Annotated in this window: 14 protein-coding genes and 1 pseudogene; 7 read left to right on the forward strand and 8 right to left on the reverse strand. The window is 70.4% G+C overall.

Translation table 11 applies throughout. The annotated features are described in order from the left end of the window. Positions 1-173: 173 nt before the first annotated feature. The gene (locus ACQEVM_RS35900) at positions 174-518 is read left to right on the forward strand and encodes a beta/gamma crystallin domain-containing protein (RefSeq protein WP_433086449.1); all 345 of its coding nucleotides are present in this window, start codon (positions 174-176) and stop codon (positions 516-518) included. A 168-nt stretch (positions 519-686) separates the two neighbouring features. Here the strand turns inward: ACQEVM_RS35900 and ACQEVM_RS35905 are convergent, their stop codons facing one another. After that, entirely contained in the window at positions 687-881 is a 195-nt protein-coding gene (locus ACQEVM_RS35905) for a hypothetical protein (RefSeq protein ID WP_433086970.1), read from the reverse strand. A 420-nt stretch (positions 882-1,301) separates the two neighbouring features. On the opposite strand from ACQEVM_RS35905, the gene ACQEVM_RS35910 reads away from it, so the two are divergent. From ACQEVM_RS35910 to ACQEVM_RS35925, 4 genes are all read left to right on the forward strand, one after another. Then, positions 1,302-2,036, forward strand: a complete 735-nt coding sequence (locus tag ACQEVM_RS35910; RefSeq protein WP_433086451.1) for a dienelactone hydrolase family protein — start codon at positions 1,302-1,304, stop codon at positions 2,034-2,036. Between the two features lie 311 nt (positions 2,037-2,347). Further along, positions 2,348-2,911, forward strand: coding sequence for a papain-like cysteine protease family protein (locus ACQEVM_RS35915; protein WP_433086453.1), 564 nt, complete (start codon positions 2,348-2,350; stop codon positions 2,909-2,911). 10 nt (positions 2,912-2,921) lie between these two features. Further along, entirely contained in the window at positions 2,922-3,812 is an 891-nt protein-coding gene (locus ACQEVM_RS35920; protein ID WP_433086455.1) for a hypothetical protein, read from the forward strand. 392 nt (positions 3,813-4,204) lie between these two features. After that, on the forward strand, positions 4,205-4,540 hold the full coding sequence (locus ACQEVM_RS35925) for a hypothetical protein (RefSeq protein WP_433086457.1): 336 nt from the start codon (positions 4,205-4,207) through the stop codon (positions 4,538-4,540). A 226-nt stretch (positions 4,541-4,766) separates the two neighbouring features. Here ACQEVM_RS35925 and ACQEVM_RS35930 read toward each other — a convergent pair. The 4 genes and pseudogenes from ACQEVM_RS35930 to ACQEVM_RS35945 all read right to left on the reverse strand — a co-directional run bounded on the left by ACQEVM_RS35930 (position 4,767) and on the right by ACQEVM_RS35945 (position 9,569). Then, positions 4,767-5,545, reverse strand: a pseudogene (locus ACQEVM_RS35930) (NAD(P)H-dependent glycerol-3-phosphate dehydrogenase). A 399-nt stretch (positions 5,546-5,944) separates the two neighbouring features. Then, positions 5,945-6,556, reverse strand: coding sequence for an NUDIX hydrolase (locus ACQEVM_RS35935; RefSeq protein WP_433086459.1), 612 nt, complete (start codon positions 6,554-6,556; stop codon positions 5,945-5,947). A gap of 64 nt (positions 6,557-6,620) precedes the next feature. Next, positions 6,621-7,541, reverse strand: a complete 921-nt coding sequence (locus ACQEVM_RS35940; RefSeq protein WP_433086461.1) for an NUDIX hydrolase — start codon at positions 7,539-7,541, stop codon at positions 6,621-6,623. Positions 7,542-7,703: 162 nt separating this feature from the next. After that, the gene (locus ACQEVM_RS35945; RefSeq protein ID WP_433086972.1) at positions 7,704-9,569 is read right to left on the reverse strand and encodes an ATP-binding cassette domain-containing protein; all 1,866 of its coding nucleotides are present in this window, start codon (positions 9,567-9,569) and stop codon (positions 7,704-7,706) included. Between the two features lie 1,196 nt (positions 9,570-10,765). On the opposite strand from ACQEVM_RS35945, the gene ACQEVM_RS35950 reads away from it, so the two are divergent. Next, entirely contained in the window at positions 10,766-11,704 is a 939-nt protein-coding gene (locus ACQEVM_RS35950; protein ID WP_433086463.1) for an alpha/beta fold hydrolase, read from the forward strand. A 477-nt stretch (positions 11,705-12,181) separates the two neighbouring features. Here the strand turns inward: ACQEVM_RS35950 and ACQEVM_RS35955 are convergent, their stop codons facing one another. Further along, positions 12,182-13,432, reverse strand: a complete 1,251-nt coding sequence (locus tag ACQEVM_RS35955; protein ID WP_433086465.1) for an MFS transporter — start codon at positions 13,430-13,432, stop codon at positions 12,182-12,184. 418 nt (positions 13,433-13,850) lie between these two features. On the opposite strand from ACQEVM_RS35955, the gene ACQEVM_RS35960 reads away from it, so the two are divergent. After that, positions 13,851-14,351 (forward strand): HIT family protein, encoded by a 501-nt coding sequence (locus ACQEVM_RS35960; RefSeq protein ID WP_433086467.1) that lies wholly within the window; start codon positions 13,851-13,853, stop codon positions 14,349-14,351. A gap of 143 nt (positions 14,352-14,494) precedes the next feature. Here the strand turns inward: ACQEVM_RS35960 and ACQEVM_RS35965 are convergent, their stop codons facing one another. Together ACQEVM_RS35965 and ACQEVM_RS35970 are read right to left on the reverse strand one after the other, a co-directional pair. Next, positions 14,495-14,866 (reverse strand): FKBP-type peptidyl-prolyl cis-trans isomerase, encoded by a 372-nt coding sequence (locus ACQEVM_RS35965; RefSeq protein ID WP_433086469.1) that lies wholly within the window; start codon positions 14,864-14,866, stop codon positions 14,495-14,497. 160 nt (positions 14,867-15,026) lie between these two features. Continuing rightward, complete coding sequence (locus tag ACQEVM_RS35970) at positions 15,027-16,199, reverse strand: PP2C family protein-serine/threonine phosphatase (RefSeq protein WP_433086471.1); 1,173 nt, start codon at positions 16,197-16,199, stop codon at positions 15,027-15,029. Positions 16,200-16,292 lie beyond the last annotated feature (93 nt).

The following is a 16,292-nucleotide window of genomic DNA, read 5'->3' on the forward strand; positions in this document are numbered from 1 at the left end:
TCATTTCCGGCCGTGCGCAACGGAGTTGATTGCAGAGGGCACAGACCACAGGGGAATCTCGATGTGCAACCGCGAAGGTCGTTGGTCGGCCTGTCGCGGTGTGGGTGGCCGACGTGCCGGTGTGCGCGGGGCGCCCTTTTTCGCTCGATTCCCGTGAAGGAGAGATCGCGCTCATGAATACGAAGAGGTTCGTCCGATCGGCCGCCGTGGTGTTCGCAGCGGCGGCATCGCTGACCCTGACCATCCCCGGCAACGCGTTCGCCATCGATCACATCGAGTGCCGGGGCGGCGAGAACTTCCTGAAGATCTGGTCCCACGAGGGTGGCCGTCAGAGCGTGGACTGCTATGCGAACAAGGGCCGGACCGGGTTCGGAGGCTGGTGGGTCGACAAGATCTCCACCGGCAACAACGACCTGATCTACTACGACGCCAACGGAGACTCCGTGAGGATCAACCGCTGGACCGAGATCACGTTCCCGAACCACCCGCCCAAGGTCAACTCCATCGAGATCCTGTGACGTTCTGAACGCGCCTCCCGCAGGGCCGTGCCTGGGGCGCGGCCCTGCGGGGGCACGGGAGCGGCGACGATCGGACCACCCGAGTACGTCCGGTACGAGCGGTGGCCCTCCACCTTGCGATGCACCGCGCCGGACGCCGCGCCCCGGCAAACCCCTCCGGCGACAGCGCTAGTCACCGTTGCCCGAGTTCCCGCTCCGGTTTCGGCGCCGCCTCTTCCCGGAGCGACGTACCAACTCGCTCGCGGTGAGCGTCACGGTCGCCACACCGCGGACCCAACGGGGCCCGCCGCGTGCCGCCCACACCACACATGCGCACCCGCCGATGGCGAGCACCAGAACGCCGAGCAGTACCAGATTGATCATGGTCTCCACCCCTCTGTTCATCGGTCCCTTCCTGTTGATTGTCTCAGGCCGGGGGAAGGGCCAGGCCGGGGGAAGAGCCCCATCGATGATGTGGCGGGAAGACGGAGCCGGCCTCCTGACCGGCGCCCGCCGGTGACCGCCCGCCGATGACCGCCCGTCAATGGCTGTCCGCCGGTGGCCGCGCGCGGCACGGTGGCCTGGGGAATGCGCCGGCCTCGCTCCTGTCCGGTGAGCTATGTTGCAGCCATGAATACCGGGACGGCCTTGCGCCATACACGGATTGGCGACCCGGCGCTGCTCTGAGCGCCGTACGGGCCGTCGCCGGCCCGCCGTGGGATCGGGGCTCCGGCCTTGCCGCGCGGGCTCCGCCTCCTGTCGTGTCGACCACAGCTCGATACGTCAACCACGACAGGAGTAGCCATGCGCACCAAGATGCTGCACATACCCACCGCCGCCGGCCAGGCCGACGCCTTCGCCGCATGCCCCGACCGCGGCGAGCGGTTCCCGGGGGTGCTGATGTACGCGGACGGCTTCGGTATCCGGCCCGTGCTGCGGGAGATGGCCCGCGAACTGGCCGGGCACGGGTACTACGTGCTCGTCCCCAACGTGTTCCACCGGCACGGCCCGGCACCGGTGATCGAACTCCCCGAGTACATCGACGAAGAGGCCCGGCCCGCCGTCTTCGCCCAGCTCATGCCCTTGATCGAGGCGCACACCGCGGAACGGGCCCTGAGCGATGCCGATGCCTACCTCGGGTTCCTCACCGCTCAACCGGAGGTGGCCGCAGGTCCGGTCGCGGTGACCGGCTACTGCATAGGCGGCCTTCTGGCGACGCGTACCGCCGCGGCCCACCCCGGCCGGGTGGCCGCCCTCGCGGCATTCCACGGTCCCGTGGGAGCGGCCGGGCCCGGCGCCTTCGCCGAGATCACCGCCCAGGTCCACTTCGGCCACGCCGAAAGCGACCTGACGCCCGAAGCCCTGGAAACACTCAACCAGGACCTGCACGCCGCCGGGGTCGCCTACACCTCCGAGATCTACCCCGGCACCGTCCACGGGTTCACCATGTCCGACACCGACGCCTTCGACCCCGCCGCACTGCGACACCACTGGGACCAGCTGCTCCCCCTCCTGGGCCGCACACTGGCCGACGGCTGAGGCTCCGGCTCGGAACCGGAACGTTCCGCAGGCGTGTCGACGCCCGTGGTGCGGGCGCACAGCCCGCCCGCACCACGGGCCGAGGACCGGGAGCCGGCCGGAGGCGGCAGTTCACGAGCTGCGCAGTCCGTCTCGACGGATGGACATGAGCCGTAAAGCCGTCAGTACCCCGGTCCCATGATGACCCGACAAATAATCACTAGGGGTTAATCTCCCGCAAGGCCCCTATGTGACTGGGGCATGATGCGCTGTCATATTCCTGCCAGATCGCCCCGTTCATCTCGTTGTACCCATCAGGGGAAGGCAGGAAAATGGGCAGGTTCAGGTACGGAACCACGGCGGCGGCCATCGCACTCGCCGCCTTGGGATCGCTCGCGGCCACGGGAGGCACGGCTCACGCGGAAGCGGGCCAGGACAACATCAGCATGCTGAAGCAGGAGAAGAGCCAATGGTGTTGGGTCGCCTCCGGGCTGACCATCGCCAAGTTCCACGGCTTCGGATCCACGCAGACGGACTTCTGCAACCGGGCCCAGCCCTACTACGGCTGCAACAACCAGCCCGCCACGCTCGACGACATGGCCAAGGGCTGGAGCAGCCTCGGCATGGCCCACACCGGATCGGGCCTGAACAGCGCGGCCACGTTCAATCAGGTGTACACCGACGTCAAGGCGGCCCGGCCGATCGGTGCCCGCATCGGGTGGACGTCCGGTGGCGGCCACATGAACGTGGTCTACGGCTTCGACACCGCGAACAGCACGATCGCCGTGGCCGACCCGTGGCCGGACACCACCACGTACACGTGGTGGAACTACAACGACTACGTGAGCAACAGCTCGTCCAAGTGGACCCACTCCCGCATCGGTATCTCCCGCTAAGGCAGGCGACATGCGCGACACCAGCGGTGCCGGCGGCACCCGAACGTCCAGCCGGCGGGCCAACCCCCGCTTCTCCCGACTGTCCATCGTCGTCGCACTGAGTGCGTCCGCACTGCTGTCCGTCGTCGGCCCGACGCACGCGGCCCCGGCCAAGGACCCCCTCCCGGCCGACATCCCCGACTACCAGGCTGCCCTCAACGCGGTGAAGTCCACCGACGTGCGCAACACCGTCTGCCGCTTCCTGCGCACGCCGGTACCCACCGACGCCGCCGGCGGGCCGGTGCAGACCCTCCCCGACATCGCCGAGCCGTGTCAGGACCTGCCGGTCTTCACGATCAAGGACCCGGTGGCATTGAACGAGATCACGCCCGGTTTCGCCGCGGGCACCGCCCAGCCCCTGCCCGCCAAGGCGGTCAAGCTGGCGGGGCTGGTCTCCTCGCTGAGCACCAACGTCAACGGACGCAATGCCACCGTCATGCTCGCCCCCACCCAGGGCGGCGGCTGGCACCTGGCGGCCGTGCGCGACGGCGACGGCGACGCCGCGTACGCAGGGAAGGCCACCGTGGGCACGCTGGTCTTCACCGAGCCGCAGATCCGCGGCTGGTACCAACTCAAACTGTTCACCGTCGAGGCCCTCAACGACCAGGCCCGGCAGGGGCTGGGCGGGCGGGCGTCGATGTCGCTCGGCGACTACCAGAAGCTGGTGAAGGCCCGCTACGCCGACAAGCTGCCCGGCTCGGAGTACGAGACCAAGGGCTATTCCAGCGGCTACAGCCTCCAGAGCACGGAGGACGACACCCCGTCCTCCACCCTGCTCCTCGCCGGCGGTTCCGGCACGGCACTCGCCCTCGCGGGCGGAGCCGCCCTGCTCCTCCGGCGCCGACGGGCCAGCACCGGCTGAGCCCCACCCGCACACCCCTCTCGCTCCGTCCCGGCAGCCGGCCGGACGGAGCGAAGGCCCAACCGCGCGCTCGCCCCGGTCCACGGCGCGCAGCGCGCCCTCCCCGCCGGCCGCGGTGCGCTCGCGTCCGACACCGATGTGGTCATCGGTTTCCCCGTCCTCGACACGGGACCGCTCGACTCCACGAGGCGGCGGTCCACAGGCGCCGCACGGCGGTGGCTACTCGGCGACCACGTCGATGCCGCCGGCGTTCACGCCCTCGTGGACGACCACCTCCTCATCCACTTCGACACCGCCCCCGCAGACGGCCGATGGAAGGCGCCGGACAGCCGTCTGGCAGGGTTCGTGACGAGGGTTGAGGGACGGGTTCGGGCCGTGGACGGGGGAGAGTCGTGACGGATGGACTTCAATGGTTGGTCGACCTGGAGGGCCGGGCTTTCGGCGTGGTGTTCGCTCGCGGGATCTCGGCGGCGGAACTGGCGAGGTACAAGCGCACCCTCGCAGTCATCGAGGGCAGGTTCGGCCTCTCGCTGCCCCGCGCCTGCCTCGTCGACGGCCGCCTACCGGCCCATGCGGTCCGCGGTACCCCCGACCTGACGATCGGACGTGATCCGGACTACCACGAGGTCACGACATGGGCCGTCGCCAACGGCTTGGTGTACACGGACAACGGCAAGCAGGTTCCGCCCTCGATACGCGAAGCCTTCCTGGGCCACGGCCGGCCATGACACCCGAGTTGAGGGTGGTTCGGATGTTCCGGAGGGTTTCGTCGGCGCTGCCTGGCACTGCCCGGCACGCCCTGGCGCTGACCGGCTGACCGGCCCTGCCCGGCACCCTGGCGAACGACCATCGCATCGACGCGTCGGATCGACCATCGCTCGATCCGACCGCGCGGTGACCCAACGACCCGAGGCGTGAACAGCGGGGTCAGCGGGCTCAGCTGGATCAGCTGGATCAGCTCTCGGGTCGGGGAGGCCGCCGAGCCAGTGCGTCGGCGGCCTGGTCGAGGGTGATCTTCTCTTGCAGCAGGGCGGAGATCACGTCGGTGATCGGCATCTCCACGCCAGACCGGAGAGCCCCGCAAGGGTGGCCGGGTGGGCGCCCATGGCCGCGGCCAGCCGTGTGGTCTCGGCCAGTCCGCGGGTGATGAGCGTCGCTGCGGCGTTGTCGCCGAGCCCCATCCCCGAGGCGATGCCCACCGCGAGGGCGATGACGTTCTTGACCGCTCCGCCCAGCTCGCAGCCGATCACATCGGTGCTGGTGTAGGGCCGGAAGTACGCTGTGTGGCAAGCCCGTTGGACGCGGTGTGCAGCGCCTTCGTCAGGGCAGGCGATGGTGGCGGCGGCGGGTCGGTCGGCCATGATCTCGCGCGCCAGATTCGGTCCGGACAGCACCGCGACGCGTTCGGCGCTCACGCCGGTCACCTCGGTGATGACCTGGCTCGCCCGTAGCCCGCTGCCCAGTTCGACGCCCTTCATCAGTGACAGGATCAGCGTGTCGGGCCCGATGTGCGGGGCCCACGCGGCGAGGCCGGCCCGCAAGGACTGCGCGGGGATGGACAGCACCAGGAGGTCCGCGCCGTCCAGTGCGGCCGCCGGATCGGTCGTCGCCGTCAGGTTGGCGGGCAACTCGATGTCCGGGAAGTAGTCGGGGTTGCAATGGCGGGTGTTGATCGCATCGACGATCTCCTCGCGCCGGGCGTGCACGATGACGCGGTTGCCCGCATCGGCCATGATCCTGGCGACGGCAGTGCCCCAGGAACCGGCCGAGAACACTGCCGCCGCGAGCGGCGCCCGCTCGACGTCCCCCAGCAGGCGGAATCCCGTCGCGTCGGCGAACTGCTGCTGCTGCCGCTCCTCGCGGCTGGTGTAGCGCACGATGCCTCTCCTCGACGGGTGCGGTGTGATGTGGTGTTCGCGTGCGGCGTGGTGAGCGGCCGCGTTGGGTGGCCCCCGGTGCCGGGTCGCACGTAGACGGATCAGCGGACGGCGCCTTCTCCGGAGGGCCGGCACCCGGGCGGTACCGATCGGGCCCCGCCCCGCCCCGCCCCGCCGCCATTCGCCCACCCCCGCCGCCAGCCCCGGCGGACGCAGGCCATGGCCTGGCGGACGAGGCCGCGGACGAACGCGGCATCACCGGGCGCCAGATGAGGCCGGGCCGCCGCCAGGTGCCGTTCGGCCTTGGTGACAGCCGGGCCGCTGCCGGCCCGACGCCGGACCGGCCACGTCCACGTCCGGGACGAGGCGGAGCCGGTCGGCGGAGGGGTCGTAGGCGATGGTGTCGCCGGGTTGTTGGAAGTGCACCGCGAGCCGGGCCCCGGCCGCGTACGCGTCCAGGCCGGCACGGCAGTACGCCACCATCGCGGCGGGCAGAGCGTCCAGGCCCGCCCAGCCCATCGCGTCACACAGGTCCGGCTCCGCGATCCGGGGCTCGCCCGTCCACCGCCGGACCTCGAAGAAGAATCCGGTGCGCGAGGAGCCGCCCGGGCCGCGGTGGTGCACGATGACGGCGGCCCGCACATCGGCCGGGTCGACGTCGACGCCGGTCTCCTCCCGGGCCTCGCGCACCAAGGCGGTGACGACGTCCTCGTGCGGGCCGTCCAGATGCCCCGACGGGAGATGCCACAACCCGGCCGCGTACACCTGGCCGGCCCGCCTCGACAGCAGAACCTCCGGCACCTCCCCGGTCTCCCTGCGCAGGATCAGGTGGACGTCCACCGGCTCGGCGTGCCGCCGCCCGCTCACCGCGCACCGCCAGGTCGGGGAGCGAACGGCAAGGACGTGCCCGGCCGCGGAGGCGTCACGACGATCACCAGCCCATCTCGGAGTACCGGCGCCCGCCGAGAATGCCGTCGATCGCCAGCCTCGTGTAGGGGACGATCGGCTCGGGAAGCCGGGACGGGTCGAACCACCCCCATTCCAGGCACTTGTCCGGCTCCCGGACCTCCGGGGTCCCCGACCAGGTCCGTGCCCGGAAGATGAGCCCGAGCCGGGGCCGGCCGTCGCCGTTCCCGTTCTCGTTCTCGTCGAGCGTGTGCACGGTGTGCACCAGCTCGACGTCCTCGGGCTTGATCGTCAGTCCGGCTTCCTCCTCGGCTTCCCGGATCAGGCAGGCCAGCGCCCCTTCCGTCTCGCAGTGGCCTGCCAGAAGGTGCCAGGTCCGGCCGGCGAAGGCCACGTCGGGGTGGCGCAGCCCGAGGAGGATCCTGCCGTCCTCGCGCTGGAGGTAGAGGTGGACGCCCAGCACGTTCAGGCGAGCCCGGCTCCCCCCGACACGCGGGGGATCCGCCGCGGGGCGCGGCGCGGGGACGGGCGCCGTGGTCCGGTGCAAGGCGATGACCTCGGCCGTCCACGGGCACATGGTCAGCCAGGCCGTGGTCTCGGCGTCGAACCAGCGGAACATGATCCCCTCGGGGCACGGCAGCGCGTCGGCGTCACCTTCCCAGGCGCCGACGTAGACCTGAATCCGGCTCTGACCGCCGCCGGGGCCGTGCGTGTCGACGACGGTCAGCGGCTCCAGCGGCACGCGCAGACCGGTCTCTTCGTACAGTTCCCGCTCGACGGCCTGACGGCAGGATTCCGTGCCTTCCCGGTCCCCGCCCGGGATCGACCAGGTACCCGGGTCACAGATCCACGGTTTGTTGGCGTCGCGCAGGTGAAGGAGGTACTCGCCGCGGGAGTTGACGAGCAGCGCGGCGGTTCCGGGCGGTTCGGTGGACAGGGCGGTCATGCGGGGACTCCTTGAGATCGGGTACGGATGTCGGCGGGACAGCGAGAACGGCGCGACGGCCGGACGGCGAGGACGGTGGGACGGCCGGCGGCGCGGCGGCGCGACGGCGCGAATGCCGCGGTCGGGGCCTCTCCGCCCGGGGGCGCGTCCGCGGCGTGGCGCTCACGTCTTGCCCTTCGCCCTGGCGTCCGCGCCGCCGTCGCGCGGAGCGGGCAGGCTGTCGGCGAAGGCCGCCGCCTGCACGAGGTAGGCGCTGCGGAACTCCCCGCAGCCGGTGGTCTCGTCCATCAGGTCGGGGAAGGTGCCGGACTCGGCGACCCGCCCGTCTTTCAGGACGTGGATGACGTCGGCGTGCCGTACGGAGTGGAGCCGGTGTGTGATCAGGACGATGGTCTGGCCGGTGGCGGCGAGGGCCCGGATCTGGTCGAAGACCTTCTGCTCGGCGACCGCGTCGAGCGCGCTGGTGGGCTCGTCGACCACGAGGATCTGGGCGTCCTTGTACTTCGCCCTACTGATGCCGATCTTCTGCCACTGGCCGCCGGAGATCTGGTGCCCGCCCCGGTAGCCGCGGGCCAACAGCGTGCCGAGTCCGCGGGGCAGGCCGGCGAGGACGGTGTCGGCGCCCGAGTAGACGGCAGCGGTCTCGACCGCCTGATCGTCGATGGGGCGGGTCGGCCGGCCGATGCCGATGTTGACCCGGAACGTGAACGGCCAATGGAAGAACGACTGCGACATCAGCCCGACCCTGGAGAAGATCTGCCCGCGGTCGGCCTTGGCGGCGTCGACCTCGTCCCACCAGATCGTGCCGCCACCCTCATCGGGGAGGTACAGGCCGGCCAGGAGTTTGATCAGCGTGGACTTGCCGGAGCCGTTCTCCCCGACCAGGGCGATGACCTTGCCCATCGGGAAGGACAGGGACACCTCGCGCAGGGTCGGTTCCGGGTGCTCGCCGGTGCTCCCCGGGTAGGTGAAGGTGACCTTCTCGAAACGGATCTCCCGCAGTCGTTCCGGCAGTGGCTCGCCGGTGGTGGGGATGGCGCGGGCCTCGGCCTCGGTGCACAGGCGCTCGTAGTCGGCGACGAAGAGGGACTCCTGGTGCAGGTCGGTGATCTGCAACACCAGCGCGTCGAGGCTGGACGCGCCGGTGCGGATCGCCAGGACCGCCGTTCCGGCGACCGCGAGTTCCATCGCCCCGCTCCACAGCAGCAGTCCCAGCGCCCCGTACGTGAGCACCGTCGCGAGGCCGCCGGCTCCGTCGGCGATCAGGCCGACCCGCGCGGCCTTGCGGGCCAGCCGGGTCTGCTCGCGCTCACTGGTCTCGGCCATGTTCCGGAAGTGCTCCAGCAGGAACGGACCGACCTCGTGGACGCGGACTTCGGCGGCGGCTTCCTGCTGTGTCAGGAGTTGCCCGAGCAGGAGCCCTGCGCGGGCGTGCTGGACGAACGTGTGGAAGGAGATGTAGCGCTGCTTGGAGATCGTCAGAGAACTCCAGGCGCTCGGCAGGGTCATCAGGGCCAGGAGCGGCAGCAGCGCCGGGTGAAGCACCGTGAGGACGCCGGCCGCGGCGATCAGTGAGATCGCCGAGTTCAAGGTGTCGGTGCAGTAACGGATCATCCGGCGGGCGGAGTCGGCGCCGTAGCGGGCGGCGTCCAGCAACCGGTGGAACTCGTCGTCCTCGATCGCCGCCAGTTCCACGCGGTGCACCAGCCCCAGGTACCGCTCGGTCGCGACCCGCTGAACCTTCGGCTCCAGGGTGCCCGTCGCCGCCGTGGACGCGGACCGCAGCAGCGAGCCCAGTAACGCCGTCACCGCGATCACCACGAGGGCGGGTACGGCGTGGGCGAGGCGTTCGTTCGTGGAGCCGGCGCCCAGGAGATGGCCCAGAACGCCGTTGACGGCGACCAGCCCGACCGCCTGGGTGACACCGCGGCCGAGTTCGGCGCCCAGGACCACGCGCAGGGCGCGGGCGTCGGCGAGATGGGCGAGCCGCACTCCCATGCCGACCATCCGCGGCAGGCCCTTGGCCATGCCCCACAGCCGAAGCTTCAACCACGCGCCCTCATGCCGGTCCCATCCGATGTCGTACGCCAACTCCCCGCCGAAGAGAAGCCTCTCCGAGTCCGACACCGAAGGAACCACTTCGTCCTCGCCCCGCCGCTCCTCGTTCTTCTCCCGCCGCCCGGTCACGGCCTCCACCCCGAACCGGTTCGCGATGACCGGCGGGGCCGGCCGCCGGTCCCGTCAACCCTGTGTCTCGGTCGCGGCCGGGCACGGTGCAGCGCCCTGTGGTGTTCGAATGCGGCCAGGGTGTACCGGGGGCAGGGCGCGGGATGCACGGTGTCCTCCAGATGGGTGCGACAGGGGCACTGGTGCTCCAAGAACGGCGCCAAGGACGCCTCGTCACGGCCGAATCGGGGGCAGATCGTGAACACATGTTCCATGAGATGCGCCCGGCCAACCGCGGCTTGACGAATCGCATGCGGATCGCGTTCGACTCGGCGTATCACCCTTGTGAGGGCTTGCGGCCCCTCTGGCGTCGGTGAGCGTGCCCTCGGTTCATCGCGGCGTCGGGCAGGAGAGCGGGGCAGCGGGCGGGGGCGGCCACCCGGGGGACGGTGACCTGGGCGATGAGTCCGCCCCCGGGGCGAGCCCCGACCTGTGCCGGTAGCTGCCCTGTCGCCTACGCTGCCCGCCTACGCTGCTCGGATGCGCTACCTGGCACAGGTGCTCGCCCTCGGGGTGCTTCGACGGGGCGATGCAGTGGAGCAGTTCCTCGGTCCCACCTTCCGTGGAGAGAGCGGGCGTTCACTGGGTCGAGAGGGTTCCTGCTCGAACTGGATACAAGGCCGTTCTCCACATCGTTGAGGACGTTGGCCACGAGACCTTCCTCGACCTTGTCGAATGCCCGCCACTCGACCCGGACGGCGAGGCCGAGCAGTGCGGACGCCTTCTCGGCTCGATCGACGAACCGCTGGACGCGGTGGCGTTGGCCGAGACGCGCTCAGGTGCTGTTCGGACACGATGGGTCAACCAGGGCATCGCCCAAGCCGAATACTGCGACTTCCCGGCCGACACCGTCCCGCTCTGCGGCATCCGTGTTGTCTCCGGTCCCCGGCGCGGGGGCCACCACTGCCCGGTTCCGTCCGGACGGTTTCCTGGTACCGCTGTATCAAGTTCATGGTACGGTCGTATCACGAATATCGGATCTTCTCCGGAGGTGCCCCGTGCCCGACAACACGACCCGTGCGCGCCGCGATGTCGGCCGCTACGTCAACGATGTCCTGCGCGACCGGTACTTCGCCGCCGGCGACGTGCTCTACGCGATGGGCGCGCCCATCCGCTCCGAGACGGACGTGGAGACGAGCTTCGGCACCACGCACGTCTACCGACACGGGCCCACCGACCCGGCCGCCGAGTCCCGCACGCCGATCGTCCTGATCCACGGTGCGGGCTACAGCTCGGCCATGTGGTACCCCAACACCCCCGGGCTCAGCCTCGATCGCCCCGTGTACGCCCTCGACACCCCCGGCGACGCCGGCCGCAGCGTCCAGCGCGAACCGATGTGGCAGCCCGAGCGCGCCGCCCAATGGATGGACGAGGCCCTCGACGCACTCGGCCTCGACAAGGTCCACCTGGTCGGCTCCTCCTACGGCGGCTGGCTCGTCATCAACCAGGCCCACCGGCGATCCGAACGCCTCGCTTCCGTCACGGCCCTCGATCCGGGCGGCCTGGAGAAGGTGGGCCTGCGCTTCTTCGCCTGGGTGTTCGTCAGTCTCTTCGCCAGTTTCGCGCCCAAGGTGCTGCGCCCCCGCCTCGCCGCCTGGCTGGAGCAGCCCGTCATCGCCGTTCCCGAGCTGCGTAAATGGGTTCAGATCGGCGCCCGGGCCTTCCGTGTCCGCCGACCCGCCCCGCTGCCGCTGTCCGACCGGGAACTGGGCTCCATACGGACGCCGTTCTACCTGATCATGGGCAAGCGCAGCCTGCTCGTACACCCCGATCGGCAGCTGGAGCGCGTGCCGCGCCTGATAGCGGGGGCCCGCGCCGAGATCATCTCCGCGACCGGCCACGGCCCGCAGATCGACCACCCGGACATGGTCAACGCCCGGATGCTGAGTTTCATGGATGACGTCGACTCCCTCGCCCCGGCCGCCACGGACGTGTAGCCGCGACGCAGCCACAGCCACAGCCACAGCCGCAATCGCATCGAGCCCGTCGCCGCAGTGCTTGAACCTGCGGCGTCGGGACGGTGCGTCCGGTCCGGGAAGGACGGCCGTACCGGGGCCCGCGCCGACCACGGTCCCGGAGACCGGCGGTGGCGACCACCATGCAGCCGTTCCCACAGGCGCGACGGTGGTCTCCGGTCTCCGGTGGCCGGGTGAAGGGCTTCCGGGTGAAGGGCTGCGGGGTCAAGGGCCGCCGGGTCAAAGGCGGCCGATCGTCACGACTCTCGGGTGAAGGCGACGTCGGCGCGGGCTGCCCCCGGGACCTCGTACCGCTGCGCGGCGATGACCTCGGCGCGGACGGGTACGGGCCGGGCGGCCTGATCACCCCTGCCACGTCACTACTCCATCGGCAGCGCGATGCACACGCACGCGGCCTTCTCCACGCCAGGCAGATTACTCGGGACACCTACTCCCCGGTCATCCCGTCACTTCCGCAGCGACGCCCGGCTGCTGCCGGGTCCGCATGCCCCACCGGGCAAGGGAGGGGCCGGCAGCACCCAGCGCCGCGAAGAACAACGCCAGCAGCAGCCAGCCCGCCGTGCCGAGGCCGAGCACTACCGTGGTGAGGATCGCGGGGGCAAGAGCCTGGCCCGCGCTGAAACCGACGCCGAGGACACCCTGGTACTGACCCTGCGCATGGTCGGGGGCAAGACCGAAACCCAGGGCGAAGCCCGCCGAGGACTCCCACACCTCTCCCAGACTGTGGACGAAGATCGCTGCCAGGACCAGCCCCGCCGCTGCCCAGACCGGGGCGTACGCCGCCAGCGCCATCATCGGGCAGCTGACGAGAAACAGCAGCCCCGCGATACGGAACGCCCTGCCGCCGTCCTGCAGGGATTCGATACGGGAGCCGATCCTGGTCTGCATCAGTACACAGAAGGCGGCATTGACGGCGAACAGGGCAGCCACCGTCCAGCGCGGCGCTTCGGTGTGTTCGGAGATCCAGATCGGCAAGAGCAGGGAGACCACCGGGTATTGCAGGCCCATGGCCCCGTAGAGGGCGGTGAACGTCAGGAACGGGCGGTCCGTGAAAGCGAGCCTGCGACGCTCCTGTGGAGGTGCTGCCGTCACCGGATAGCGGGGCAGCAGGAGCAGAAGCACCGCGCACAGGGCGAAGCTCGCCGCGTTGCCGAGGATCAGCGTGACATAGGCGCCACGGGTGTCCGCGGCCAACGCCAGCCCGGCACCCACCGTTCCGAGGATGACGCCCAGGTTGACGAAGGTCCGCAACTTCGCCCGGAACAGGGCGGGGCGTGCACCTCCGACCCGGACCACCAGAGCGCCCCAGGCCGCCCCACCGGCCGCCGCGGCCATCTGGTCGACCGTCGCGATGATCGTGAGCGCGGCCCAGCTCTCGACGAGGACGAGGGCCGCCATCGACATCGCCTGGACCGCGAGGGCCGACATCATGATCGTGCGCGCCCCGCGCCGGTCGGCGAGGTGCCCTCCGGGTATCCCCGCACACAAGCCGACCACTCCGGCGATGGTGAGCGCGGTGCCGACCTGCACCGCGGGCAGGCCCACGACCAACGTGAAGTAGAGCGCCGACGCCGCGTTGAACAGACCGTTGCCGACCCGGTTGACGAAACTGGCGGCGACCAGCACGCGCTCCGGCCCGCTGTCCCCCGCCATGCGGCCTATTCGGCCTGTTAGGCCGCCCTTGATCATGGACGGCAGGCTAGCAGCGGTCGCGGAACCCGCCGCAGTTGTACCGAGATCGCGTGCCCTGACTGCGACGTGGGCCCGACGGCGAGTAGTGCTCCATCCTCGAAGGCCGTGTCGGCAAACGATGGCGAGCTCAAGCGGTCAGCGCATCCACGACGCCGCGTTCTCCGTGATGGACCTCATCGCGCGCTACCCGTGATCGCGCGCTACCCGTGCCCCTAAGAGCTGCTGTCCGGCGCGGTGTCCGTGCCCATCCCGGGCGGCGACGTGGCCGCCGGCCCGAGCCCCGCCCGGCAAGTGAATTCACCGGACATCGCGGACAACTGACGGCCCGCACCGGCAGCATGTGGGGCTGACGGGCAGTCAAGACCACACCAGGGACCGGTGAGCGGTGGACCGAGAAGCGATGGACCGAGAAGCGATGGATCGTGACACCTACACGGCGAGGGCTCGAACCGGCCCCTGCTTCGTCTGCGCCTACGTGAACGGAAACCCGGACTACCGGCACGAGGCGGTCTACGAAGACGAGGCCCATGTGGCCTTCCTCGATCGGTGGCCCACCGTGCCCGGCAAGGTGCTGGTGGCGCCGAAGGCCCACATCGAGCACGTGGTCGGGGACTTGGACGAAGCCGCGTTCAGCAGTCTCATGCGCGTCGTGCGCACGGTGGCGTTGGCCGTCGAGGCCGTCCTCGCCCCGGAGCGAACGTACCTGCTGTCGCTGGGGAGCCAACAGGGCAACGCTCATGTGCACTGGCACATCGCCGCACTGCCTCCGGGAGTCCCCTACGAGCAGCAGCAGTTCCATGCGCTGATGACCGAGAACGGCGTACTGGCGCCGACCCCGGGGCAGAGCGCGGACTTGGCGGGAAGGCTGCGCGCGGCGATGCCCGCCGACCATCGCCCGGATCGCAGCCGATCGTGACGCGACAGGGCCGCACTCGCGGTCCCACGCTGCCCGGCGCCACCGAACACCGGTGAGGCCGGACAGCGGTGAGGCCGGACAGCGGTGAGGCCGAGCAACGGTGAGGCCGGGTAGTCGTGGGGTCTGGCAGTCGTGGGGTCTGCTCACACTCCGAGCAGGTCCACCACGAAGATGAGCGTCGAGTCCGGCGGGATCAGCGGAGAGGGCGACTGGCTGCCGTAGGCGAGGTGCGGGGGGATGGTGAGCTCGCGCCGCCCTCCGACCTTCATGCCCGTGACTCCCTGGTCCCAGCCCTTGATGACCCTGCCTGCGCCCAGCGGGAACCTGAACGACTGTCCCCGGTTCCAGGAGGCGTCGAACTCCTCCCCGGACGCAAAGGTGACCCCCGCGTAGTGGACTTCGACCATGCTGCCGGGCTTCGCCTCGGCGCCGTCCCCCACGACGATGTCCCTGATCTGCAGGTCGGCGGGCGGGGCGCCTTCGGGGAAGTCGATCTCGGGCTTCGACAGGCTCATTGCAACCTCATTCCTCCCCACCGGAACTCCGGAGGGGCCGACGACGCGCATGGTCACTCCATGCGTCCATGTGATCACGGTACCGAACGCTCGATCCTTCCCGAACCTCCTCCTCGACCGAGTGACGAACAGGCGTTCCGATCGAGGCGCGCGGGTGGGGTCAGGCCTCGGCCGGTCGGCCGAACCAGTCCATACACAGGACGAGGGCGTCGTCGTCGGGGTCGGCGTCGCGGTACGCGGCCAGTTCCTGGAGGATCGCGCGGGGCACGGCCGCGGCGTGCAGCAGGCTGGTGGCGTGGATCGCCCGGGCCAGGGCGCGTTCGCTGTACGGTTCCCCGCCTTCGCGGGAGGCCGCGTACACACCGTCGCTGGCGAAGATCAGACGGTCTCCGGGCAGGGCCTGGAAGTCCTGGGTGACGTAGTCGGATTCCTCGATCATTCCGAGGGGGAGCTGCGCGTCGAACTCGATGCGTTCGACGGATCTGTCTCTGTAGCGCCACAGCTGTGGAGAGCCGGCGTCCACGACCTTGCCCCGACCGGTGGACAGCTCGAAGGACAGCAGGAGCGTCGACACGTACTGGTTCCCGCGGTACTGCCCGTAGACCGCCTGGTCGGCGAGCGCCGCCTGATCGGCGATGTCCACGCCCGCCCGCCTGGCGTTGCGCAACGCGTTGATCGCGAGGTTGGTCAGGAGAGAGGCCTGGATTCCCTCGCCCATCCCGTTGGTGACGGTCAGGGTGAGGGTGTCGGCGGTGGTGGACCAGTCGAAGTTGTCGCCGTGGATGTCGTAGGCGGGCTCCAGTTGGGCCCCGATGGCGTACTCCGGGCGGGCGCACGCCCGCGCGGGCAGCAATTGCCACTGCATCTCGGCCGCCAGGGTGAGACGGCTGGCCCGTCGTGCCCGGAGGTAGAGGTCGGTGTCGCGCTCGGCCACGACGATCTCGTGCCCCAGGAGTTCCGCCAGGTCGGTCAGTTCACCGACGGTCTCCGCAGTGCACGCCTCCTCGGGCATCCGCACGGTGAGGATCCCCAGCCGGTCGCCGCGGACGGTCACCGGGAGGTGCAGGGCCACGGCCCCGTCCTGGGCCGTGGACTGCTCGTAGGGTTCCTGGCTGCCGAATGCCCGGCCCTCCGGGCTGGACTGCACGGGCAGGGGATCCGTGGTGTGGGGCAGTGCGGTCACCGGCTGGAGCACGGTGAGGCTGTAATCGGCCAGGAGGAGGTCGACCTCGATCGCGTGGTAGTGCTCGGTCAGGGCGGCGCGGATCGACCGGAGGAGGTCGTGGGGCGCGGCCGTGCGCAGGGCGCGCTCCACAGCGAGGAAGTTCGTCATGGTCGGGATCATTTCTTCGAGAGAGGACCGGTGGGGGAGGCGACACACCGGGGGCGTGCCCGGCACGCGTCGCGCGAGGACGCGCGGCCTGCT

The organism is Streptomyces sp. CA-243310, from assembly GCF_050936775.1.
Classification (GTDB): Bacteria; Actinomycetota; Actinomycetes; order Streptomycetales; family Streptomycetaceae; genus Streptomyces.